Source organism: Stieleria varia, assembly GCF_038443385.1.
Lineage (GTDB): Bacteria > Planctomycetota > Planctomycetia > Pirellulales > Pirellulaceae > Stieleria > Stieleria varia.
Genome location: NZ_CP151726.1, coordinates 4,455,414 through 4,477,789, shown reverse-complemented (window position 1 = coordinate 4,477,789; position 22,376 = coordinate 4,455,414). Strand labels below are relative to the sequence as shown.

The following is a 22,376-nucleotide window of genomic DNA, read 5'->3' as shown; positions in this document are numbered from 1 at the left end:
CAAGCGAGTGAATTTGGCGTCTCACTCGCTAGTCCGGATTATTCATGCGGATGATTGATTTCAGCGCAAGCAGATTCTCGACAACGAGTTACGTCACCGCTGGGAAATGCAGATTGCTTTTCATAACCCGACGCGAAAGCGAGGGATTTACCGAGTATTCCTCGCTTACGCGTCGGTTTATGAATCATCCGGGCTAACCCGGATGATTCATCAGCCGGCACGTGATAGCGTCCGGTTCCCGATTACAGGCGTGAGAACCGGACGCTATCGCGTGGCGGCTGACATGCGCAGACTGTTTTCGTGCCAATCCGCGCAAGTCGTTTCGTGCAACCGTATTGCGATGACCGTATTAAGTCGCGTGAATAATCTGGGCTAGCCGTGGGCCTGAGGCGGATTGTGGTGCCGGCCCACGGCAGCGCCTGAGGCTCACTTTGATTGCGATGCATGGAACGAAAACATGGACTGAAAAAACAATGTCAACCCCAAACTTTGAGCAGCCCAGCCGAAGGCGTATCTTCCAAAGGGAGGAACAAAACCGGCCAATGGAAATTGATGTCCACGCCAAATTTTAATCACCCCAGCCATACGGTGGTCTTCACATCAGTTGACGGGGCACGCCAATCGCTAGCAAACCAGCTTCCCCGCCAACTGCTCTAGCGTGTGAATTTGTGCGGGTTGTATTGGATGATCCAGGCCCAATGTGCCGATAACCCTGAGGAAGGTTGATCCGTTGTGAATTCGTGCGCATGGAGGCGCACCAAGATGATCGTTTTTACGCTCAAGATGCTAAAGAACTTTCGCAAGGCGGTTGCCGGGCGAAAGTATCCCCATCAACTTGCCGGCGCAGTCGCCTTGGGTTTTCTGTGCGGCATCATTCCTCACGGAAATCTACTCGCGGTCGTCCTGGTGTTCTTTGCGCTCTGCTGCAACATCAACCATGCGATGGCGACGCTCGTCGGTATCGGCATCACTCTGGTGGCGACGAAGCTGGATCCGTACTCGCACATCGTCGGTCAGTTCGTCTTGTCCAACCAGAACGTTCAACCGCTGATGACCAAGGCGTGGATGATGCCCTTCGTCCCGTGGACCGATCTGAACAACACGATCGTGATGGGCAGCTTCCTGATCGGCGTGACCGGGACCCTGCCCGTGTTTCTGCTGACCCTGCCGGTGTTCAAGTTCTTTAAACCGAAAGAGTTGGACCCGAAATCTGAGGAAGCCATCGCTGCGGCCAAGACAACGGCCGAAAGGTCGAATACGAAAGCGACCGGGGGCAAGAAAAAACAAGCGGGCCACGACTCCGAAACCACAAGTCCTCAACCCGCGATCGCTACGTCCGCCCTGGCGCCGATCCCCTTTGAACCACTTGATAACACCGGCGATCCGTCGGCGGAAACCGACCCGTCCAGACACTCGGTGCGATTGGTCCATCAAGCACACGCGGAAGCACTACCGCCGCGATTCGCCTCTCGTGAACCAGGCAGCAGCAACGCAACCAGCCGCGTCTCAGATCTCGCCGCACAAGACTCCGCTCTCGCTGCGATCCCGTTCGACATTCTGCATAGCGACGGCGCGACATCCGCTGACGACGACGAAAAAATGGTCTCCGTCGATACCCGTATCGACATCATCCGCGTGAATGAAAACAACAACGACGCGGATGCAACCAAGACAACCCATTCAGATACCCCCGCACAAGCCGTACAGCCTGTACAGCCCATGGACGAAGCCCTCAACTACTTGCTTCGCCAATTGCGCAACTCCCAGCAAAGGAAAGCCGCAGGATGATTCGCTGGAGATTTCTCATCACACGTGTTGTGATCGTCGTAGCCGTGCTGACCTTGCTGGCACTTGGCCTGGGGCCCGTTGCCCACTTCGCCACCGTCCAGTCACTGCAGAGCGCAACCGGTGCCAAGGTGAGCATCGAAAACACGCGTATCGGCCTGTTTCCGCCGTCGGTGACCTACACCGATCTGCGGCTTGCCGATCCACGCGACGGCAAAGAAATGCAGGACATCGTCCGCGCCGAATCAGTCGAACTGGAAATCGACGGAAACGCACTGCTGCGTCGCCGTTGGGTCGCACGCACCGGACGCATCACCGGACTGCAAGTCGGCGCGAAACGTGAAACGAGTGGCCAATTCGACACGGAAGAACCCGAGTCCGCGAGCGATGTGCCTGCTGGCCCCGGGATGCTGTCGCAGCTCCTGAGAGGACTGGGCGACGACGTGAGCGATCAAGCAGAATCGATCGGCAAAGATCTGGAAACCGTCAAACGTAGCCGTGAGATCCGCACGCGATGGGAAAACCATTACGCTCAATCCGTCGCACGCGCGAAACGCTTGAAGGAACAAATTCGCGAGATCAGCGATCAAGCCAAAGGCATCGACAATCCGCTGCGTGACTACTTGGAAGTCCAACGCACGATCGCAAAGATGGAAGAGGCACGACGCGAGTTGGTCGTTGTCCGACAGCAGATCGATATGCTGCCCGAACAGTTGCAGTTGGATTTTGCGTCGCTGGACGAAGCCAAGCGGATCGATTTGGCGAAAGTCGATGAGTACGTGCCTGGAAACCTTTCGGATTCCAAAAACTTCGGCGTCGATCTCGTCACCAATGCGGTCAAAGATCAAATCAACCGCGTCCGCGAAATCTATGAGAACGGACGCAGCATCGCCAACTACACCGTCGTTGCTCCCGAAACAGAACGGATTCGCGGCGAGGACTTTGATTTCCTGGGCGCCAACCGAAAACCAAGTCTGTTGATCCGCGAATGCTCCGTCTCAGGTTTGATGCGAGTCGACGGAAACCCGTACCAAGTCAAAGGAACGATCAAGGACATCACGCCGACGCCACAATGGTCGGACGACCCACTGACCGCACAACTGGTGCTCGATGGCCCCGAGTTGCTGGAAGTCAGCTACATGCGAGACCGACGCAACGGCGGCGATGTCGACTTGGTGACGCTTCACTGGCCGGCGGCCGACGCCCGCACGATGAAACTGGGCGGCAACGGTGACGCAGCAATCACCATCGACGGCGGCAAACGCGACCTTTGGGTTCAACTCAAGATCGAAGGCGAGAACGTCGCCGGACGCATGCAGAGCAAACAAACCGATGTCCACGTCGACATGACGGTCGACTCCAAATACGCGAACTTGGCCGCGACCAAGTCCATCCAACGCTCTTTGGCTGAGATCGATCAAGTGACCATCGAAGCCGGCTTCGGAGGAACATGGTCGGACATGGAACTGAAGATGCACACCAACTTGGGCGGTGTCCTGAACCGTGCAGCCAACGATGCGGTCAACGATCAAATCGCGGCGACGCGACGAGCAGTGGTCGACAAAGTGGAATCGGTACACAACGAGCAAACCAAAGCACTGCGGGAATGGTTCGCTCAACAACAGAGCGAAGCACGTGACATGGTGGCGAAAGCCGACACGCTGGCCCAAGAAGTCCTCAAAAAGGTCGTGGCAGACGTCGGTGACAACAACGTCTACATCGGCGGCCTAAAAAACGCCCTCGACCGCCTCCGGTAACCACCCGTACATCAGCAACCCGTACGTCAGCAACCCGTACGTCAGCCTTTCTAGGCTGACACTTTCTCAAGACTGACACTCGTAATCCGCAATACGTTCAGCAACCCGTCCTTCGACTGCCTAAGTCGATAGCGCGACCTGCCACGAAAACAGTCTGCGTTCATCATCCGGGCTAGGCGCGGATGATTCATGCGGATGATTGATTTAAGCGCAAACAGATTCTTGCCAATGAGTTGTGACATCGTTGGGAAATGCAGATTGTTTTTCATAACCCGACGCGTAAGCGCGGGATTTACCGAGTATCCCTCGCTTACGCGTCGGGTTATGAATAATCCAGTCTATGTCCCTACTGCCGACGCAGCTGGGCCCCCCAGTGAGCCTCAGGCGCTAGCCGTGGGCCTCTGAGGCTGTTTGCTCCCCAGTGAGCCTCAGGCGCTAGCCGTGGGCCTCTGAGGCTGTTTGCCCCCCAGTGAGCCTCAGGCGCTAGCCGTGGGCCTGAGGCTGTTTGCCCCCCAGTGAGCCTCAGGCGCTAGCCGTGGGCCTGAGGCTGTTTGCCCCCCAGTGAGCCTCAGGCGCTAGCCGTGGGCCTGAGGCTGTTTGTGGTGCCGGCCCACGGCTAGCGCCTGAGGCTCACTTTGATTGCGATGCACGGAACGAAATCATGGACTGGACTGCTCAAAGTTTGGTGTTGTGTCTTTTTGAGTTTGCGCGAGTCTTTGTCCCTACTGCCGGCGCAGCTGGTGACCCCAGTGAGCCTCAGGCGCTAGCCGTGGGCCTGTGGCGGATTGTGGTGCCGGCCCACGGCTAGCGCCTGAGGCTCACTTTGATTGCGATGCATGGAACGAAATCATGGACTGAACTGCTCAAAGTTTGGTGTTGTGTCTTTTTGAGTTTGCGCGAGTTTTTGTCCCTACTGCCGGCGCAGCTGGTGACCCCAGTGAGCCTCAGGCGCTAGCCGTGGGCCTGAGGCGGATTGTGGTGCCGGCCCACGGCTAGCGCCTGAGGCTCACTTTGATTGCGATGCATGGAACGAAATCATGGACTGAGAAAACAATGTCAACGTCAAATTTTGAACAGCCCAGCGTTGCCCAACTCACAATCGCGCTCACTCGCCGCCGATACGCTACAATCAGCGAATCACGCAACGACAGCATGACGAATGCTGCAGATTGCAGACAACGCAAGCGAGTTCTCTGAAATGGTAGTGCCGACGCACACATCGTCCCAGCAAGCACGTTTTCTCCACACCGGTGCGTTGCAATCTCTGATCGACCTGCTGCGCAGAAAAGGCTATGACGTCATCGGCCCGACGATCCAACAGAACGCAATCGTTTTGCGTCGCATCGATCAGGTGGAGGAGTTGCCGGCCGGATGGACGGACAACCAATCGCCGGCCGTGTACCAAATCACCTACACCGCTGAACAATCGACCGCGGATTCCCAGGACGCATCACCCCCACCGCGTCGATTTCATTTCAACGTCGGACCTGATTCCTGGAAACGCTATCTCTTTCCCCCCACGGCATCGATCGGCGGCGCAAGCTTGGACGATGACGGTTGGCATTTTCAGCAAGCCGAGTTTGAGCCGCCGCAATACGCTTTCTTGGGTGTCCGCGCCTGCGACCTCGCGGCGATCGCGATCCAAGATCGAGTATTCGATCAAGGACAATACGTGGACCCGATGTATCATCAGATCCGCCAGCTCGCTTTGATCATCGCTGTGAACTGCTCCAAAAGTTCATCGACATGCTTCTGCAGTTCGATGGGAACCGGACCGCAATGCACCGGCGGCTTTGACCTCGTCATGACGGAGCTGGAGACCGGATACGTGATCGAAGCAGGTTCGGAGCAGGGAGCAGCAATCCTCGCCGAGTTGCCCACGACTCTTGCCAGCGACGACATCTTGCGTCAAGCCAACTTGCAAACCGAAACGACGGCAGCATCGATCACCAAGCACTTCGACGCCGATGGCATCCGAGAAACTTTGATGGGTGCGTTGGATCATCCGGCATGGCAAAGCGTTGCGGAGAAATGCCTATCGTGTACCAACTGCACGATGGTGTGTCCGACGTGTTTCTGTTCCAGTGTGGAGGAAGTCAGCGATTTGCACGAGACGAACGTGCAGCGGGTTCGCAAGTGGGACTCGTGTTTCGACATCGCGATGAGCCGAATGTCGAGTGAGACGGCGAGACCGGACATCCGCAGTCGCTATCGCCAGTGGTTGACGCATAAGCTGGCGACATGGCACGACCAATTCGGCACCTCCGGCTGCACCGGCTGCGGCCGCTGCATCACCTGGTGCCCCGTCGGCATCGACCTCACCGAATCGGCAAACGCCATCCGAAATACGTAGGTCATGCTCCGCATGACGAATAGGGTACACCCACCGTCTCGCCCGCTGACTGCCCCCTGCCATCAATCAGACTTGGGCGTAAAGACTGCTATGAGGTCTTCCAGTATCAGATAGAGACACGGAATCAGCACCAAAATGATAGCCGTCGAGAACACGATGCCAAAGCCGAGGGAAATGGCCATCGGAATGATGTACTGTGCTTGCAGAGATCTTTCGAAAATCAAAGGCACCAGCCCGCCAAAAGTGGTCAACGTGGTGAGCAGAATCGGCCGGAAACGTCGAACACCCGCTTGCGAGATCGCGTCGAACGCGTTGCAGTCGACATCGTTTTGCCGGCGGCGGTTGGCGTAGTCGATCATGATGAGTGAGTCGTTGATCACCACGCCAGACAACGCAATCACGCCCATCAGACTTACCAGCGAAATGTCGTAGCCGAGCCAAATGTGTCCCAGTACCGCACCAACAATGCCAAAGGGTATCGCGACCAAAACAATCAATGGTTGCACGTAGCCACGAAAGGCGATGGCCAGCAGAGAGTAAATCACCGCCAGGGCCAGCCCAAAATATCCCCACAGGGCGGACGTTGCCCGACGCATCTCCGCATTACTCCCGTCAAACGTCCAAGTGATCCCTGGGTAATCGCGACGTAGCGCAGGTAAGGCATCCTTTTCCATCGCAGAGATGACTTGTGTAATGGCTCGTTTGGGTTCGACGTCCATCGACACACTGATTGCGCGACGACCATCACGCCGATTGATGCGTGAAAAAGCCACGTTTTTCTTTAACTCTGCAACATCCATCAACGGCACTTCAGCTCCGCTGGGCGTGCGAATGACCAAGTCCTCTAAGTGATGGATATCTTCGCGTTGATCTTTGGGCAATTTCACTCGCACTTCCACTTCATTGGTGCCGCGCAGCAACCGGAGAGCGAGCGAGCCGAAGAATGCTCCGCGCAGTTGCTGCCCCAGGCCTTCGTCAGTCAAGCCCAAGGCGCGTCCCTCCGGCAGCAACCGAAAATCGTACTGCGATTTGCCTTTGTTGTAGTTGTCACTAACATCGCGGACGTTCGCGTATTGTTCCACACGTGCGACAAAATCACGGGCCGCTTTATCCAGCACCTCAATGTTGGAGTGACTCAGTGCGACGCTAATGTCGCGTCGCCCACCACCGCCCGGACCGCGTTCGGCTTCAAACGTGACTTGATCCACGCCCGGTAAGTCGCCGATCGATTCTCGCCACAATTCGATGACTTCATTTGCCGTCATATCACGTTGATCCGGTGGCTTCATCACGATTTCAACATCGATGAAGTCCTGACCACGAACATTGGTTTTGATCCCCTCGGCGACTTCATACAAATTGTGTTCGTCGAACATTCGCAAACTGGCTTCGGTCACCACTCGGGCAATCTCCGCGGACTGATCCTGTGTTGTCCCGACCGGCATTCTCACGCCTGCCTCGATCTCATCTGCGGAGACCTCCGGCATCAGAATCATGCCCATATGCGCACTTGTCGCGTAGCCTCCGACCAGCAAAAACAGGGCCAGCGCGACACTTGCAACGACGTAGCGATACTTCAGGCAGAACAACAAAATCGGTCGATACAGAATGTCGACCAAGCGACTGAAACCGCGACCAAAACCTTGTTGTGCTCGGTGCGGCAACGCCCACAGTCCGCGACGGTGCACCACCTCGCGTGCATGAGCCAAGTGGGCAGGCAGAATGAACAGGGATTCGAACAGAGACAGGGTCAGCACAATGATCACGACCACCGGCAGCGGCCCCCAAAACTTTCCGGTCTCCCCGGGAATGAACAACAGAGGCACAAACGCGACAATGTTGGTCAGCACGCTAAAGACGACCGGTGATGCGACTTCTCGCGTACCCGCAATCGAGGCATCCTCATGATTGGCATCGGTTTGGCGTTTCTCATAGACATTTTCTCCCACCACGACCGCATCATCGACCACGATCCCCAAGACGACGAGAAAGCCGAATAGCGAGATCATGTTGATGCTGACGCCGAACAGAGGCAAGAACAGAATGCCCGCGACAAATGAGACGACCATTCCCATCATCACCCAGAACGCCAACCGGAATTCCAAGAATATCGCCAGGATGACCAACACGATCACGACGGCCATGCCGGCGTTTTCCAAAACCAAATTCAGGCGCCGCCGAAACTCTTCCGCATTGTTGCGGTCAATCCGCCAATCCACTCCGGGCGGCATCACGCTCTCAAATTCACTCATGGTCTTTTCGACGACCGCTGCTATGTCGATCGGCGACTGGGAACCGACCCGAAAGATGTCCAGCTCGACCGAGGGAGTTTGGCTGAACTGGGAATGAAATCCGACTTCCTCGAATCCGTCGCAAATCGTGGCCAAGTCACCCAACGTCACACTCGGCCCTTCACGTCCAGACACAATTTCAATCTTGGCAAACTCATCCGCCCACTGTTTGCGAGCCTTGACCCGCAACAGAATTTCACCGGCACTGGTTTGCACTGAACCCGCCGCAACGTCTTGACTGGCGGTCCGAATGATGTCGGCCACATCCGGTAGCGTCAGCCCGTATTCGCGTAGTTGTTGACGCGGGATCTCGATGTGCGTGACATACTGTGGCACCCGTCGCAATTCGACCTGCGTGATCTCTTCAGTCGACAGCAACGTATCTCGCAACTGTTCAGCCAGCTTGCGTAATGCCCACACGTCGATGTCACCGTAGATCACCACACGCATGACTTCGCGTTGCTCGGACTGCAAACGCACTTCGGGCTGTTCAATCTGCTCTGGAAACGTGCGAATGCGGCTGACGGCCTGGTCAATATCCTGGAACGCCTTCATGCGATTCTGACCGGCCACCAGTTCGATCGTCACGGTACCACTCGACTCGCGGGCTGCACTATCGAGGCGCTGGATACCGTCAACACTGCGCACGGCGCCTTCGATTGGCCGCAATATGCCCTGCTCGACTTCCTCTGGCGAAGCACCCGGGTAACCCACACTCACTTCGACGATATCAAGCTGTGATTCGGGAAAGACCTCCTTTTGAATCGCTGCAGCAGACCACAGGCCTCCACCGAGCAGAATGAACATCAACAAGTTGGCCGCGATGGTGTTGCGAGCCATCCAGGCAATGGGCCCGAACGTCGGCGGAGTTTCGGCCTGCTGCTGTGCTGTCTGCTCCGATTGAGATTCTCCTGCCTCTTGAACATTCAAGTCGTGCTGAGAATTCTGTTCTTCCGGCGGCTTGCTCACTTGCCATTCTCCGCGGACTGCGCCGTAATCACCCGATCTCCACGGGCATCTTGATCACTGGTCCAGCTCAGGCGGGACTTAGCCGGCGTCTGCGGCTCTGCCTGCTCTTCAGGCGAGCCCTCGTTCACTTCGTCAGGTGTCTCCACCTCGTCCGGGCTATCGATCTTGCGCAATCGAACCCCTTCGGCAACGGTCGCCAGCGTTGTGGTGACAACTTGATCGCCATCTTCAAGACCGCTGCGGATATAAGCGAACTGAGGATCCTGAAAAACAATATCGGCTACGCGGATCTCTAACTTCTCATCCTTCATAGCCCATAATGTATCGCCATCGTGGACGTGCTCTCGATTCAATCGCACAACATCGGGAATCTCGGTGCCCTCGATGCGAGCCTCAATGAGCGTGTCCAGAATGAGCGGTGGCGAGTTGGATTTCTTGCCGAGTGGATCATCGACTGTGACCAGCACACGCGCCAAACGTGTTTGCTGATCCACGGCACCGATCATCCGAGCAACGTAGCCAGTGCGCGTGACGTCGGGCGCCCAAGCATTTGTGTGGTGCAAAGTCACGACGGAACCGGATTGATCGTCCGTGGGAAATTTGATCCACCTCAAACTCCGCAGGGGAACGGCGGCAAGCACCCAGTATTCATCGATACCCACAAGTTGCCCAAGATCATCGCCCGGTCCGACTTGCGACCCCACGTTGACCGCTTGCCTGAGGACCTGGGCGTCAAAGGGGGCGATCAACTTTGTTCGTTCCAAATCCAACTTCGCTCGCTCCAAAGCTGCCTTCGCCGCACTCAATTGGCTCTTGAGCGATGCCGACTGCGGCTCTCGCAAAACGAGAGCACGGTTGATACCGCTGATGGAGTCTCCCAACAACTCCAGCTCTTGCTCGGCAAGCTTGCGACGACCGACTTCGATCTCCCAGTCGGCTTCGACCTGTTCCAACTCGCTCTGACGAACAGACACGGTATTCTCAAAATCAGCCGGATCAATCTGCAACAGCATCTCGCCCTCTCGGACCATTCCGCCTGGAACGAACGAAGGGGATATCTTGATGATTTCGCCTCGAACTCGCGGACTGAGCACAATGTCCTGTGCCGGCTGCACGGTTCCCAAGACCGACAACTGCGGAGCGTAATCATCGCGTCGAACCGTGATGGTTTCGACCAATGCGGCGGACCTCCGTTTGGTTTCAATCTGCTTTGCAGTCGGCCCCGTCCTGTAGATGAGCCATACGCCAGCGACGGAACCGCCGAGAATTGAAAGGCAAATGATCGCGTTCAAAACGACGCTCAACCAGCGTCGACGTGGCCTTTCGGTCCCGCTATCAGTCATGGATGTCAAATTCTTTCTCGAAGGGTGCGCATCGAACCGAGAACCTACTCAGTTACATCCCCCACCACATGCTGATTGCCCCGATGAATCACGCAGCCTCTACCCACCAGGATCAAGGGCTGAAAATGTTCTGTTCGGAACCGGACTGGAACTCGCTGAACACGCTCCTGAAAGTCGAGGGCAATTCTGGTTCGGGACTGTCTATTCCTGGCTCGCTCCGATCAAGTGTATCATCCTGCAAACCAGCTCCCTCGGCGTCAAGCTCCTGGGGTGGGACATCGATGGTAATCTCGGAAAGATTCTGTGGGCCACTGGGCGGCAGAATAAGACTTGGATCCGGTCGCGTGTCGAAGTCTCCAGCCAGAGCCAAATACAATCGGATACGGTTTAGGATGAGGTCCAGCCGGGCCGACAGAAGCGAACGCTGCAAACGCTGCTCTGTCTGGTTGGAACTCAACACGTCCAGATAGGTCGCTTCGCCCGTGATGAAAAACTGCAAGAGCTGTTCGGATGCGAGCTGGGCCAGCTGCACTTGGGTTTCAAGTTTTTCAATGCGCTCAATCTGGTAGCGTTCCAAGGCCAAGCCGTCTTCGACTTCCTGCAAAGCAATCAAGATCGCTTGCCGGTACGCCGCAAAACGCTCGCACACCAACGCTTTGCGTCGATCGACTTCCGCTCGCCGCTGACCACCGTCCAGAATCGGTCCCAACAATTGCCCACCAATCGACAAAAACCAGTCGCGAAACAATGTCTCTGGATTCTCTGCCGAGTTGACTAAAGAAGCCGACAGATCCAACCGCGGATATTGATCTCGCACCGCAACAGCAACGTCGCGATCTGCCGCCTCCAAAGCTAGGTATGCCGCCCGCACATCCGGCCTTCGGCTCAGCAACTCCGATGGCAAGCCCGTGTAGGGAAGCGGTGGAAGTTCTGGAAAGTCGCTACCCGTGATATAACTGGCCGTCTGCGGCGGCTGACCTGTCAACACTGATAGACGATGCTCCAGTACTTCCATGTCAGCTTTCACCACAATGATCTGCTCAAGCGTCGATTGCACCAATCCCCTTTGACGCAGTACGTTGGGACTGCCGCCCTCTCCGATCTCAGCGTATCGCAGCTCAACAGCCTTCAATCCCTTGACGTTTGTTTCGACCTGCTCTTCTAACAGTTCGATTTGAGCCGACGCCTCGATCAACGCAAACCAATTCCGCGCTATCTCCGCCGACAACGTCAGCGCCACCGCGTGATAATCCGCTCGGGTCGCTTCCGTACGCAATTGCTCTGCAGCCACTCGAGTACGATTGCGGCCCCACAGGTCTACTTGGTAGGCCGCGTCCAACCCCCAATCGATTCGCGAATCGGTCGGGCCAGGACCAAAGGAATTCTGATTGACAAAGAATCCATTCAGGTCCGGGTACAAGTCGGATGCTTCGCGACGCGTGACGGCTTGCGCCGCACGCAACCGCTGCAACGCGATCGCCAAGTCAAGGTTCTCACCCAATGCCCGGTTGACTTGACTATCCAATTCACGATCGTTGAATGTGGTCCACCAGCGATCAGGCGATTCCGTTTGGCCGCTTTCCGACATCGGCGGCAGAGAACTCGTCGAGTAGCTCGGCATCGGACCCTTGCTCGCACAGCCCGCGAAGCCGCTGAAAACCACCAAGGCTATCATTCGCAGCCAACCCATTTTCCGGTGATTGACGCGTCCACTCAGTTGCAAACCAGCCGTTTCGCCGCAATGACAGCCACTCTCGCTGTTTCGCGATTGCATTGGATGACAAACTGGCGAGCTGGAATAACGCATGGAGGCGAGTTCAAGGATGGGCGACGACTTCTCTGGGGTGCATCGCGAAAGATGGGCAACGCGACAGAAGGGCTGCGTGAAATAAAGGGCAAAGCGATTGAGTCGCTACTCTTTCCAACTTCGACCATCACAGCCCTCATGCTTTCTATTTTCACCCGCCACCCATAGGCTGTCGCGAGTTTGCCCAAACTCTCGCCTGCCGGGAACGCTAGCTATTGATCCACTGACGCTAGACGCGGAGATTGCATGGGCGTCTGTCACTACGACGCAAGTGATAGTAGAGACTTGGTTTGAGTTGAAAGTAGGACGTTGCCGTTTGATACATCAGCCGGAACGCGATAGCGTCCGGTTCCCGATTACTTTCTAAGCGGGACGCTCTCTATCGCCTGGCGGCTGATATGTGCAGACTGTTTTCGTGCCAATCCGCGTAGGCCGTTTCACGCAAACATGTTGCGAAGACTGTAGTGACTCGCGTGAATCATCCGGGCTCGTGGTCTGGGACAACTTATCTTTAGGGTAGTGGATCTTGTTAAAGATCCTGTAGCTTATCTTCAGGGTAGTGGATCTTGTTAAAGATCCTATAGCGGTGGGATCTTTTGCAAGATCCACCACGACAAACCCTATCTTCTAGCTTTCCCAGACCAATATCGCGGATATTACATCAGGTCATGCTCCGATGACGAAATACGGCACGCCCGCCTTCACGACCGGTTCCTGGATTCGGGGAAAACTTCTGGTGACGCCCAACGTGGCTGGGCTGCGTTGCACGGATCGCGTCATGCACAGCATGACCTACCGAAACTTCGGCTATCATGGTGGCCTTCCCTGACAATCTCCCTCCAAACAGATGAGTTGCACCGTGATGTCTCGTAGCGCGTTCCGTCGTAAAGCAATTTCCAGCACCAAGTGGCTTTTGATCCTCGCCGTTGTTCTTCTTCACAGTGACGGTGCCTTGGCACAAGAAGCCGCCCCTGCCGTCAAGACCGTTCCCGTGTGGTCGGGCAACATGCCTGCTTGGACTGCACCTACAGAGCCCGAGCAAGACACGAGTGGGCCCAACGGTCGAGATGTTGCGGGGAAATCCGTGATTCGATTGGGAAACGTCAGCAAACCAGAGTTGCACCTGTATCCCTTTCCCGGCAGCGAAAACACTGTGATCGTCAACCCCGGCGGTGGCTACTCCATCTTGGCGTGGGATCTGGAAGGAACCGAGATCGCCCAGTGGCTGCAAAGCATCGGCGTCAGTGCAGTGGTCCTCAAATACCGCGTGCCGACGCGAAACGAAGAAAAGAACTGGTTGCCGCCCGTGCAGGACATCCAACGCAGCGTCAGCTTGCTGAGAAGCGGTGCGATCGATGGGTTCCAGCCCAAACGCATCGGCGTGCTCGGTTTCTCCGCTGGCGGCAACGCGTCCGCGCGAGCCGCGACAGCCACGCAGCGACACTATGAGCCAATTGATGCTCATGACCAAGCGTCTGCGAAGCCCGATTTCGCGGTCCTCGTCTACCCTGCTTGGCTGGCCGACAAAGAAGACGAATCCAAACTGATCGAGGACTTGACGGTCAGCCCCGAAACACCTCCCATGTTTTTCGCCCATGCGGGCAACGACCGCATCAGTTGCATGAGCAGCGTGACCTTGTTCACGACCCTGCGAGCCAACAAGGTTCCCGCGGAACTGCACGTGTTCGCCAACGGCGGCCACGGGTTCGGTGCCCGCGACACGGGAGAGAGCAAGGATCATTGGCCCGCGTTGTGTGAGTCCTGGATGCGAGACAACGGTTGGCTAAAATAACGTCCACGTTCCTTTGACGTTGATCCCCCCATTTTCACTTTCTAAGAATTCTTACTTCACCATGCCCAGACTTGCCCACCACGTTTTCTTTCGGCTCAACGACAATAGCAGCGAAAAGGTCGAAAGCCTCGTTGCCGATTGCGAAAAATATCTCCGTGATCACGACGGCGTCGTCGATTTTTCCGTGGGAACCCGTGATCCCGAGCTGAATCGACCAGTGAACCATGATTTCGACGTTTCACTTCACGTGATCTTTGCCGACCGCGCCGCACACGACGCCTACCAAGTCGTGCCGCCACACTTGGAGTTCATCGAACGCCAGAAAGGAAACTGGACCGAAGTCAAAGTCTGCGACAGCTATTTGCGCGACTGATCGGTAGCTGTCCGCAACTCGATTATTGTCGCTCGACATCGGGCAAACACATCTATCCGTCACCCGGCTGTGTTTGTTAGGAATCAAGCTTGTAGTCAGTTTGCTGGTAAACTTGCCGTATAGGAACGCCTCATCAATAGGTGGCGTGATGGATTTCGCCAGAAATCCCGTCCGAAAGGAATTCTGGCGAAACCCACTACCCGGTGCGCCAGTAAATGGATCGTCGCTCGCTAGCCCCAGTTTCACACCCCGTGTTTCATGCTCGGTGAATTCAAAGTCAGTCGATGCACCCGCCAATGCTTTGTGGAGAAACGTCCGCTAGCCGATGGCGAATGGTACTACAGCGTTGTCGTGGAATCAGGCGACGACCTGGAACGGCGTGACTACTCAGCAGCCGCGTGGGACGGGCCTCCCGAAGGAGCGATCGGGCACTGGAAGTGCCGGATGCCGCTGAGCGATCAAAAGAAAATGGTGCTTGCACCGCGGGAAGTCTTGATCGATCTGTTGCGTCAGATGGAATCGTTTCCCGAAAAGGCGAAGACCCGCTATTTGCTGGCTCTCTTGTTGCTGCGACGCCGTTTCGTCCGCTTGGCAGACACGGCAACATTGACCTCCCAGCCGAGCGGCAGCGCCCCCGAGTCAGAGAATGCCGAGTCGGAGAATGCCGAACCAGAGATCATGCATGTGGAAGTCGTCGATGATGGGTCATCGATCGATGTGCTGGTTTGCGATATCGCACGCAGTGAAACGGAAGCGTTGACGGAGTCATTGAACGAGCTGTTGTATTGCGAAGCCAGTGAGTTGGCTGTACCTGAATGAGCATGGATCAGAGTGTGCCTGTTCGTACCCATTTTGTACCGAACTGAGAACCCAGCAAAAGAGAAAGTGACGCACGGATGCGGACACCAACGTGGATCATCATCGCCCTGGTAGCTTTGACAACGGCGCTGGGTTGCGCCCAGCGTCAAGTCGCCCCGAGTTATCCGCCACCACCGACCGTGCTGAACGCAACTCCGGGGATCGCGGAAGTCGCGGCGGCGGTCAACCGAACCGCATCGATTCGCCAGTTGTCCAGCAACACCGTCGTGGTGGACGTGCTGTCGATGCCCAGCATCCCCAAACTCAGCGGAACGCTGGCCTTGGAGCGAGATCGACGCTTCCGCATGCGAGCCAACTTGCCCGTCGTCCTCGGTGCGGGAATGGACATGGGCAGCAACGACCAAGTGTTTTGGTTCGAAGTGCCCGAAGGCATGAGCAAAGTGCTCTACTACGCGGGACACGATGCCTATCGCCAGCAACTCAATCGAGCGATTCTGCCGGTCGATCCCACTTGGATCATGGATGCGTTGGGTTTGATTCAAATCGATCCCAACACCGTCGTTTCGGGACCCACGATGCGCGCCGACGGAAAGCTGGAGCTGCGCAGTCTCGTCGCATCGCCGTCAGGAAACTATCAACGTGTTCTGATGATCGATGCAAACGCGGGCTACGTGACCGATCAGTTTCTCTATGGACCGATGGGCACGCTGGTGGCATCCAGTCAAGCGTCCCAGCCCAGATACTATGAAAACGAACAGTGCGTGCTGCCACACACGGTTGAGCTGACATTGACGCCCGCCGCCGGTCCGCCGCTCTCAATGCGAATCGAAGTCGGCAGCTACGCCATCAATCAATTGCTCAGCAGCGACCCGAACTTGTTCACCATGCCGCAGACGGCAGCCAAGGCTGTGGACCTGACAACGCTGTCGATGCCAGCATCGGGCACAGTGGTCACGCCGGTGACCTACGACAACGGCCAGTTGGGCCCACTGCCTTACCGAGGATTGATCGAATAAACGCACGGGGTGAATCGCCTGTTTGTCCTTTGCCGAGCAGGAAACACAGACTCGATCACACCCATGGCAGATTACGCCCGACCGTTGCGGACAGACCCGTTGCGGACAGACCCGTTGAGGACAGGCCCATTGAGGACAGACCCGTTGACGACAGGGACGTACGTTACGCGATGTCCAAGTAGCGATTGACGATGTTTTCTAACATTTCCTGTCGCCCGCTGGTGTTCGCAGCCGCTTCGCCTTTGTCCAGCATCAAGGACTCCAACTCAGCAAAGGACGTGTTTCCCGATTCGATCTTCTTGCCCAGGTCGCTGTCCCAACTGCTGTAGCGCTGCGCAACGATCTTGTCGATAGCTCTGTCTTCGATGATCTTTGCAGCGACTTTCAGGCCACGGGCAAATGCGTCCATGCTGCCGATGTGGGCGTGAAACAGATCGATCGGTTCGAAGCTTTCTCGGCGGACTTTGGCGTCAAAGTTCACGCCTCCGGAACCCAATCCATACTTCAACAGCACCAACATGGTTTGTGTCGTCAGATAGTAGTTCGTAGCGAATTGGTCGGTATCCCACCCCAACAGCAAGTCACCCGTGTTGGCATCGATCGAACCGAGGGCTCCCTGCATTCCCGCGTACTCCAGCTCGTGCATCATCTCGTGCCCAGCCAGCGTTGCATGGTTGGTTTCGATGTTCAACTTGAAGTGGTCGGTCAAGTCGTAGGTCCGCAAGAAATTCAAGCACGCGGCCGCGTCCGAGTCATACTGGTGCTTGGTGGGCTCTTTGGGCTTGGGCTCGATCAGAAACTGCCCCGTGAATCCGATTTCTTTCGCGTAATCGACCGCCATGTGAAAGAAGCGTCCCAGGTGATCCAGTTCTCGTTTCATGTCAGTGTTGTAGAGACACTGATAGCCTTCGCGACCGCCCCAGAAAACGTAGTTTTCTCCACCGAGCGCCATCGTGACTTCCAACGCTTTTTTCACCTGTGCCGCCGCGTACGCGTAGACTTCTACGTTGCAAGTCGTTGCGGCGCCGTGCATGAAACGTGGGTTGCTGAACATGTTCGCAGTGCCCCACAACAGCTTGACCCCCGTGCGCTGCTGCTCCGCCTTGAGGACTTCAGCCACCGCATCCAGATTCGCATTGGACTCCGACAGCGTTGCACCTTCGGGGGCCACGTCACGATCGTGAAAGGCGTAGTAGGGGACATCGAGTTTCTCAAAGAACTCAAAGGCTGCGCGAGCTCGCTGGCAGGCATTTTCGACCGATTCGCTGCCGTCATCCCAAGGGCGAACCATGGTGCCGCCTCCGAACGGGTCGGCGCCCGTTCCGCGAAACGTATGCCAATAGGTCACCGCAAAACGCAAGTGATCCTTCATCGTCTTGCCAGCAACCATCTCTTCAGGGTTGTACCAGCGAAACGCTAATGGGTTGTCCGACTGAGGACCTTCGTACTGAACCTTGGTGACTTCTGGAAACGCGGTCATTGGGTTTCTGGCAGGGAGGAAAACCGCCAGCCTGTTCATGGTGAGTCGATGAGGCTCTTGCCGGGCGGCCTGAGCGTCAGTGAAACGGAGTTATTGAGCAGCATTTTCTGTGAGAAACCTCGATTATCCAGTAGAGATCGCGCACAATGATGTAGAAATATCACACGCACGAATTGATCTCGCTGAACATGTCTCGCAAGTCCGTCGCCCTGTTGATCGAAACCTCCAATGGCTACAGTCGTGGGCTGTTGGAAGGCGTGATTGCATACACCAAGGAGCGAGCGAATTGGTCTGTCCATTTGACGGAGCAGGAACGCGGCGCGCCGCCACCGACATGGCTAAAAACCTGGGGTGGAGACGGAATCATCGCGCGGATCGAGACAGACGCGATCGGCCGCCAACTCAAAAAGTTCGGCGTGCCGATTGTCGACCTCAGCGCTGCTAGGCACGTCACCGGGGTTCCATGGGCGGATACCGAGGACCGTGCGATCGCAAAACTGGCGGTGGATCATTTCGTCGAACGCGGATTCACCAATCTCGCCTATTGTGGGGACGCCGGTTTCCAATGGTCTGCGAAACGTCGAGACCATTTTCGCAAGATCGCGGAAGCCAACCGCTGCCGCGTTTTTGAACTCGACTCGATCGCACGCTATGACGACGCTTACGATCTGGCCACCGAAAATCGACGCATCATGTCCTGGCTATCGAAGCTGCCGAGGCCGGTCGCCATCATGGGGTGCTACGACTTCAAAGCGCAGCAGGTCCTGGACGCATGCCGTCAGTTAAACATCGCGGTGCCGACGGAGGTCGCCGTTTTGGGGGTCGATAACGACCGCCTGATCTGCGAACTATCCGAGCCGAGACTTTCCAGCGTCATCCCCGACACCAAGAGGACCGGATACGAAGCCGCAGACTTGCTGGATCGCATGATGTCGGGTGAATGGGTTGCCACCGAGACGCCATTGATCACGCAGCCACTGGGCATCGAAATCCGTGAATCAACCGACACTTTGGCGATCGATGACACAGAGGTGGCAACGGCACTTCACTACATACGACGCCACGCGACATCGAACATTCGCGTGACAGACGTGTTGAACCAGGTTTCGATTTCTCGCCGCGCGTTGGAACATCGATTCAAGAAGCAAGTCGGACATACACCGCACGAAGAGATCCAAAAGGTTCGAATGAATCGAATCAAAGAATTGTTGTCGGAGACGGAGTTGACGATCCATGAGATTGCCGAGCGAACAGGATTTGAGTACGACGAGTACATGACGGCTGCCTTCAAGAGAGAAACTGGCAGAACACCTTCGGAGTATCGAGAATCAATGCAGCCGAATTGAAGGGATGATTCACCAGCCGCAGCGCGATAGAGCGCGTCCCGCATAGCCTAAACAGGCACCGTCACCTCCCTCAAGGAACTTGGGGGAGGTCGAGCTTAGCCGTCTAAGCGAATGCGAGGGTGGGGGGCCGGTCTGCGCGAGAAAACTTTTGAGACTGGTAATACGTTTACCAGGGCACGCTATCGACTTGGAAAGTCGAGCGACATTGTCGCTCGACTCTCCGAGTCGAAAACGAACACCACCATACGTTCAAACACGAACCATACGTGTTCCAGAACTGTTTGACCCGTAGCCGAAGGCGAAGGCGGAAGCGGCGATTGACTCTGCTGTGCAATCCGGTTGGTGGTGGCGATTACGCCTGCCGCTTGTCGTTAAACAATGTAGGGGGGCCGGTCTGCGCGAGAAAACTTTTGAGACTGGCAATACGTTCTCCAGGGCACGCTATCGACTTGGAAAGTCGAGCGACATTGTCGCTCGACTCTCCGAGTCGAAAACGAACACCACCATACGTTCAAACACGAACCATACGTGTTCCAGAACTGTTTGACCCGTAGCCGAAGGCGAAGGCGGAAGCGGCGATTGACTCTGCTGTGCAATCCGGTTGGTGGTGGCGATTACGCCTGCGGCTTGTCGTTAAACAATGTAGGGGGGCCGGTCTGCGCGCGAAAACTTTTGAGACTGGCAATACGTTCTCCAGGGCACGCTATCGACTTGGAAAGTCGAGCGACAATTGTCGCTCGACTCTCCGAGTCGAAAAATGCCGCAGCGCCACAATCCCAGACTAACGCACTGCTGCACGACTGCTTGATTCGCGACCTTACTGGCTGCTCAACCACCAATCCAGAGCAACCGTTGCGGGGAATCGGCTGGGCAACAGCGTCCGAGCAACTATGGCGCAGTAAATGCGTTGCTGACCAGTTCGGCAGGATCACACGGATTCGGCAAGTCGAAACCTTCAATGCATTGGGATGTTCATGGCAACTACGTTGATCACGGGTTCTTCGTCCGGAATCGGTTGGGAACTCGCCAAATGCTTTGCCTCAGGAGGCGACGACGTCGTGCTGGTCGCCCGCAGCGAAGACAAACTGCAAGAACTCGCGGAGCAGATTCGCAACGAACAGGGTGTTGCTGCGACCGTCATCCCGGCGGACTTGTCTCGCTCGGAAAACGTGGATCAGCTTTGCCGCAGCATGAAAGAGCGGTCGATCGCGGTGGACACGCTTGTGAACAACGCCGGCTTCGGCGCACTGGGGAGATTTGCGGAGCTATCCGTCGACCGACAAACCGACATGCTGATGCTGAACATCGTCGCACTCACGCGGTTGACTCGACTATTGATCCCAGACATGATCCATCGCAAACGCGGTGGAGTTCTCAATGTGGGATCGATCGCAGCGTATCAAGCCGGCCCGAACATGTCGGTGTACTATGCGTCGAAAGCGTACGTATTGTCGTTCACGGAAGGCTTGCGAGAGGAACTGGCAGGCACCGGGCTTCACGTGACCTGTTTGGAGCCCGGACCGACGCAATCAAGCTTTGGAGAAGATTCCGGCATGGGAAAACTCGACATGTTCTCTTCGTCCACGATGAGTGCCGCTGCAGTGGCGAAGGCGGGTTACAAAGGCTATCTCGCCGATGACGACATTGTCATTCCAGGATGGAAGAATCGATTGATGGTAACATCGGTCGGATTTCTACCACGAATCGCAACGAGAAAGATCGTCGGGAAGCTGCAGTCCGTCTAGCCCGCCGACTAACTTCGCCGACCAATACCGTTTACCTAACCGACAAGGACAATACCATCATGACAATCGCAAGCATCAACCCGTCAAATAATGAAACCCTTCGTGAATTCGACGCTCTTGATAAGGACGAGATCGAGAAGATTGTGTCAACGGCCCATGATGCTTTTCAGCACTGGCGTCGAACGCCGTTGGCTGATCGCAAGAAATGTCTCTTGAAGTTTGCTGACCTGTTGAGAGCGGATGCAGATGAGTACGCCCGCACCATCACTCTCGACATGGGAAAAAGGATCTCGGAAAGCAAGTACGAGATCGAGTACTGTGCGAACATCGCCGACTTCTACGCGAACGGCGCTGAAGGATTCCTTGCGGATCAATCAATGGATGTGGAGAAGATCGATGCGTATCTTCATTACGAGCCCATCGGTGTCTTGCTCGGTGTCATGCCGTGGAACTTCCCCTTTTATCAAGTGGTTCGTTTCGCTGCTCCCAACATCATGGCTGGAAACACGGTGATGGTAAAGCACGCGAGTAACGTTCCTCAGTGTGCAGCTGTCATCGAAGAGCTTTTCACTGAATGCGGTTTACCCCGTGGCGTCTACAACAATTTGTTCATACCGACCGACTTCGTTGAGTCCATCATTTCGGACAAGCGTGTTCAGGGTGTTTCCTTGACAGGCAGTGAACCCGCAGGAGCAGCAGTCGCTTCACTTGCAGGAAAGAACCTCAAGCGGAGCGTTTTGGAACTCGGTGGAAATGATCCCTTTATCGTGCTGGACGATGCGGATCTCGATCAGACCATCGAACATGCCGTGAAAGGACGTGTCGTGAACGCCGGGCAATCATGTGTGGCGTCCAAACGGTTTATCGTCGTCAAAGAAGTGGCGGAGCAGTTCATTGCAGGATTGAAAAAGCAGATGGCGGCTTTGAAGATGGGTGATCCGATGGATGAAGAAACGACGCTGGCTCCACTTTCATCCGAAAAGGCGGCAGTCGATCTGATGGAGCAGGTTCAGGCATCAATCAATGCAGGTGCGGCTGTATTGCTGGGTGGCGATCGACCTGATCGTGACGGTGCATTCTTTAACCCGACCATTCTGACCGACGTCACACCTGACAATCCGACGTTTGACCAAGAACTGTTCGGACCTGTCGCTACTGTCTACGTTGTGGACGACGAAGCTGCGGCGATCAAGCTGGCGAACAACTCGTCTTACGGCCTTGGTGGCAGTGTTTTCACGAGCGACATTGAACGCGGTCGACGAGTCGCAGAGCAAGTTGAGACTGGAATGATGTTCATCAACCAACCGACGAAATCGCAAGCGGAGCTTCCATTCGGAGGAATCAAAAATTCGGGCTACGGTCGGGAGTTGTCGCACTTGGGAATTTTGGAGTTTGTCAATAAGAAACTTATTCACCTCGGCAACCGACGCTGAGGGCATCGTCGTCGATCAACCGAATGCCAAACCAGATGAGTTTCCACCCCAACGTCTCCACTCCACT

General features: G+C 56.0%; 14 protein-coding genes. 10 read left to right on the top strand and 4 right to left on the bottom strand.

The genetic code is table 11. The features are described 5' to 3' along the window. The first annotated feature begins 762 nt into the window (after positions 1–762). The 3 genes from Pla52nx_RS15040 to Pla52nx_RS15030 all read left to right on the top strand — a co-directional run bounded on the left by Pla52nx_RS15040 (position 763) and on the right by Pla52nx_RS15030 (position 5,895). Entirely contained in the window at positions 763–1,788 is a 1,026-nt protein-coding gene (locus tag Pla52nx_RS15040; protein ID WP_146521749.1) for a TIGR03546 family protein, read from the top strand. Next, complete coding sequence (locus Pla52nx_RS15035) at positions 1,785–3,542, top strand: TIGR03545 family protein (protein WP_146521748.1); 1,758 nt, start codon at positions 1,785–1,787, stop codon at positions 3,540–3,542. The genes Pla52nx_RS15040 and Pla52nx_RS15035 overlap by 4 nt, the downstream gene beginning before the upstream one ends. Positions 3,543–4,701: 1,159 nt before the next feature. Beyond that, a complete protein-coding gene (locus Pla52nx_RS15030) occupies positions 4,702–5,895 on the top strand; it encodes a 4Fe-4S dicluster domain-containing protein (RefSeq protein WP_231742214.1) in 1,194 nt (397 codons plus the stop codon). Positions 5,896–5,957: 62 nt separating this feature from the next. Here Pla52nx_RS15030 and Pla52nx_RS15025 read toward each other — a convergent pair whose 3' ends face one another. The 3 genes from Pla52nx_RS15025 to Pla52nx_RS15015 form a co-directional block, all read right to left on the bottom strand. Continuing rightward, positions 5,958–9,026 carry an efflux RND transporter permease subunit gene (locus Pla52nx_RS15025; protein ID WP_146521834.1) on the bottom strand — a complete coding sequence of 1,023 codons (3,069 nt, stop codon included), beginning with the start codon at positions 9,024–9,026 and terminating at the stop codon, positions 5,958–5,960. A gap of 125 nt (positions 9,027–9,151) precedes the next feature. Then, positions 9,152–10,498: an efflux RND transporter periplasmic adaptor subunit gene (locus tag Pla52nx_RS15020; protein WP_146521747.1), complete on the bottom strand. Its 1,347-nt coding sequence runs from the start codon at positions 10,496–10,498 to the stop codon at positions 9,152–9,154. A gap of 112 nt (positions 10,499–10,610) precedes the next feature. Continuing rightward, complete coding sequence (locus tag Pla52nx_RS15015; protein WP_231742210.1) at positions 10,611–12,272, bottom strand: TolC family protein; 1,662 nt, start codon at positions 12,270–12,272, stop codon at positions 10,611–10,613. 895 nt (positions 12,273–13,167) lie between these two features. Between Pla52nx_RS15015 and Pla52nx_RS15010 the strand changes: the two genes are divergently transcribed. From Pla52nx_RS15010 to Pla52nx_RS14995, 4 genes are all read left to right on the top strand, one after another. Further along, the gene (locus Pla52nx_RS15010) at positions 13,168–14,097 is read left to right on the top strand and encodes an alpha/beta hydrolase (protein WP_231742208.1); all 930 of its coding nucleotides are present in this window, start codon (positions 13,168–13,170) and stop codon (positions 14,095–14,097) included. A gap of 61 nt (positions 14,098–14,158) precedes the next feature. Continuing rightward, complete coding sequence (locus Pla52nx_RS15005; RefSeq protein ID WP_146521745.1) at positions 14,159–14,470, top strand: Dabb family protein; 312 nt, start codon at positions 14,159–14,161, stop codon at positions 14,468–14,470. Between the two features lie 258 nt (positions 14,471–14,728). Next, positions 14,729–15,289, top strand: a complete 561-nt coding sequence (locus Pla52nx_RS15000; RefSeq protein ID WP_146521744.1) for a hypothetical protein — start codon at positions 14,729–14,731, stop codon at positions 15,287–15,289. A gap of 77 nt (positions 15,290–15,366) precedes the next feature. Further along, a complete protein-coding gene (locus Pla52nx_RS14995) occupies positions 15,367–16,305 on the top strand; it encodes a hypothetical protein (RefSeq protein ID WP_146521743.1) in 939 nt (312 codons plus the stop codon). A 163-nt stretch (positions 16,306–16,468) separates the two neighbouring features. Here the strand turns inward: Pla52nx_RS14995 and xylA are convergent, their stop codons facing one another. After that, positions 16,469–17,785 carry a xylose isomerase gene (xylA, locus tag Pla52nx_RS14990; protein WP_146521742.1) on the bottom strand — a complete coding sequence of 439 codons (1,317 nt, stop codon included), beginning with the start codon at positions 17,783–17,785 and terminating at the stop codon, positions 16,469–16,471. A 188-nt stretch (positions 17,786–17,973) separates the two neighbouring features. Between xylA and Pla52nx_RS14985 the strand changes: the two genes are divergently transcribed. From Pla52nx_RS14985 to Pla52nx_RS14975, 3 genes are all read left to right on the top strand, one after another. Then, on the top strand, positions 17,974–19,131 hold the full coding sequence (locus tag Pla52nx_RS14985) for a XylR family transcriptional regulator (protein ID WP_146521741.1): 1,158 nt from the start codon (positions 17,974–17,976) through the stop codon (positions 19,129–19,131). Positions 19,132–20,105: 974 nt separating this feature from the next. Next, the gene (locus Pla52nx_RS14980) at positions 20,106–20,876 is read left to right on the top strand and encodes an SDR family NAD(P)-dependent oxidoreductase (RefSeq protein ID WP_146521740.1); all 771 of its coding nucleotides are present in this window, start codon (positions 20,106–20,108) and stop codon (positions 20,874–20,876) included. A gap of 59 nt (positions 20,877–20,935) precedes the next feature. After that, the gene (locus Pla52nx_RS14975; protein WP_146521739.1) at positions 20,936–22,309 is read left to right on the top strand and encodes an NAD-dependent succinate-semialdehyde dehydrogenase; all 1,374 of its coding nucleotides are present in this window, start codon (positions 20,936–20,938) and stop codon (positions 22,307–22,309) included. Positions 22,310–22,376: the final 67 nt, after the last annotated feature.

What these genes read in the sequence shown, in the direction of transcription:
- Pla52nx_RS15040 (WP_146521749.1), top strand. Translation starts at nt 763, where the DNA reads ATGATCGTTTTTACGCTCAAGATGCTAAAGAACTTTCGCAAGGCGGTT.
- Pla52nx_RS15035 (WP_146521748.1), top strand. Translation starts at nt 1,785, where the DNA reads ATGATTCGCTGGAGATTTCTCATCACACGTGTTGTGATCGTCGTAGCC.
- Pla52nx_RS15030 (WP_231742214.1), top strand. Translation starts at nt 4,702, where the DNA reads ATGCTGCAGATTGCAGACAACGCAAGCGAGTTCTCTGAAATGGTAGTG.
- Pla52nx_RS15025 (WP_146521834.1), bottom strand. Translation starts at nt 9,026, where the DNA reads ATGGCTCGCAACACCATCGCGGCCAACTTGTTGATGTTCATTCTGCTC.
- Pla52nx_RS15020 (WP_146521747.1), bottom strand. Translation starts at nt 10,498, where the DNA reads ATGACTGATAGCGGGACCGAAAGGCCACGTCGACGCTGGTTGAGCGTC.
- Pla52nx_RS15015 (WP_231742210.1), bottom strand. Translation starts at nt 12,272, where the DNA reads ATGCAATCGCGAAACAGCGAGAGTGGCTGTCATTGCGGCGAAACGGCT.
- Pla52nx_RS15010 (WP_231742208.1), top strand. Translation starts at nt 13,168, where the DNA reads ATGTCTCGTAGCGCGTTCCGTCGTAAAGCAATTTCCAGCACCAAGTGG.
- Pla52nx_RS15005 (WP_146521745.1), top strand. Translation starts at nt 14,159, where the DNA reads ATGCCCAGACTTGCCCACCACGTTTTCTTTCGGCTCAACGACAATAGC.
- Pla52nx_RS15000 (WP_146521744.1), top strand. Translation starts at nt 14,729, where the DNA reads ATGCTCGGTGAATTCAAAGTCAGTCGATGCACCCGCCAATGCTTTGTG.
- Pla52nx_RS14995 (WP_146521743.1), top strand. Translation starts at nt 15,367, where the DNA reads ATGCGGACACCAACGTGGATCATCATCGCCCTGGTAGCTTTGACAACG.
- xylA (WP_146521742.1), bottom strand. Translation starts at nt 17,785, where the DNA reads ATGACCGCGTTTCCAGAAGTCACCAAGGTTCAGTACGAAGGTCCTCAG.
- Pla52nx_RS14985 (WP_146521741.1), top strand. Translation starts at nt 17,974, where the DNA reads ATGTCTCGCAAGTCCGTCGCCCTGTTGATCGAAACCTCCAATGGCTAC.
- Pla52nx_RS14980 (WP_146521740.1), top strand. Translation starts at nt 20,106, where the DNA reads ATGGCAACTACGTTGATCACGGGTTCTTCGTCCGGAATCGGTTGGGAA.
- Pla52nx_RS14975 (WP_146521739.1), top strand. Translation starts at nt 20,936, where the DNA reads ATGACAATCGCAAGCATCAACCCGTCAAATAATGAAACCCTTCGTGAA.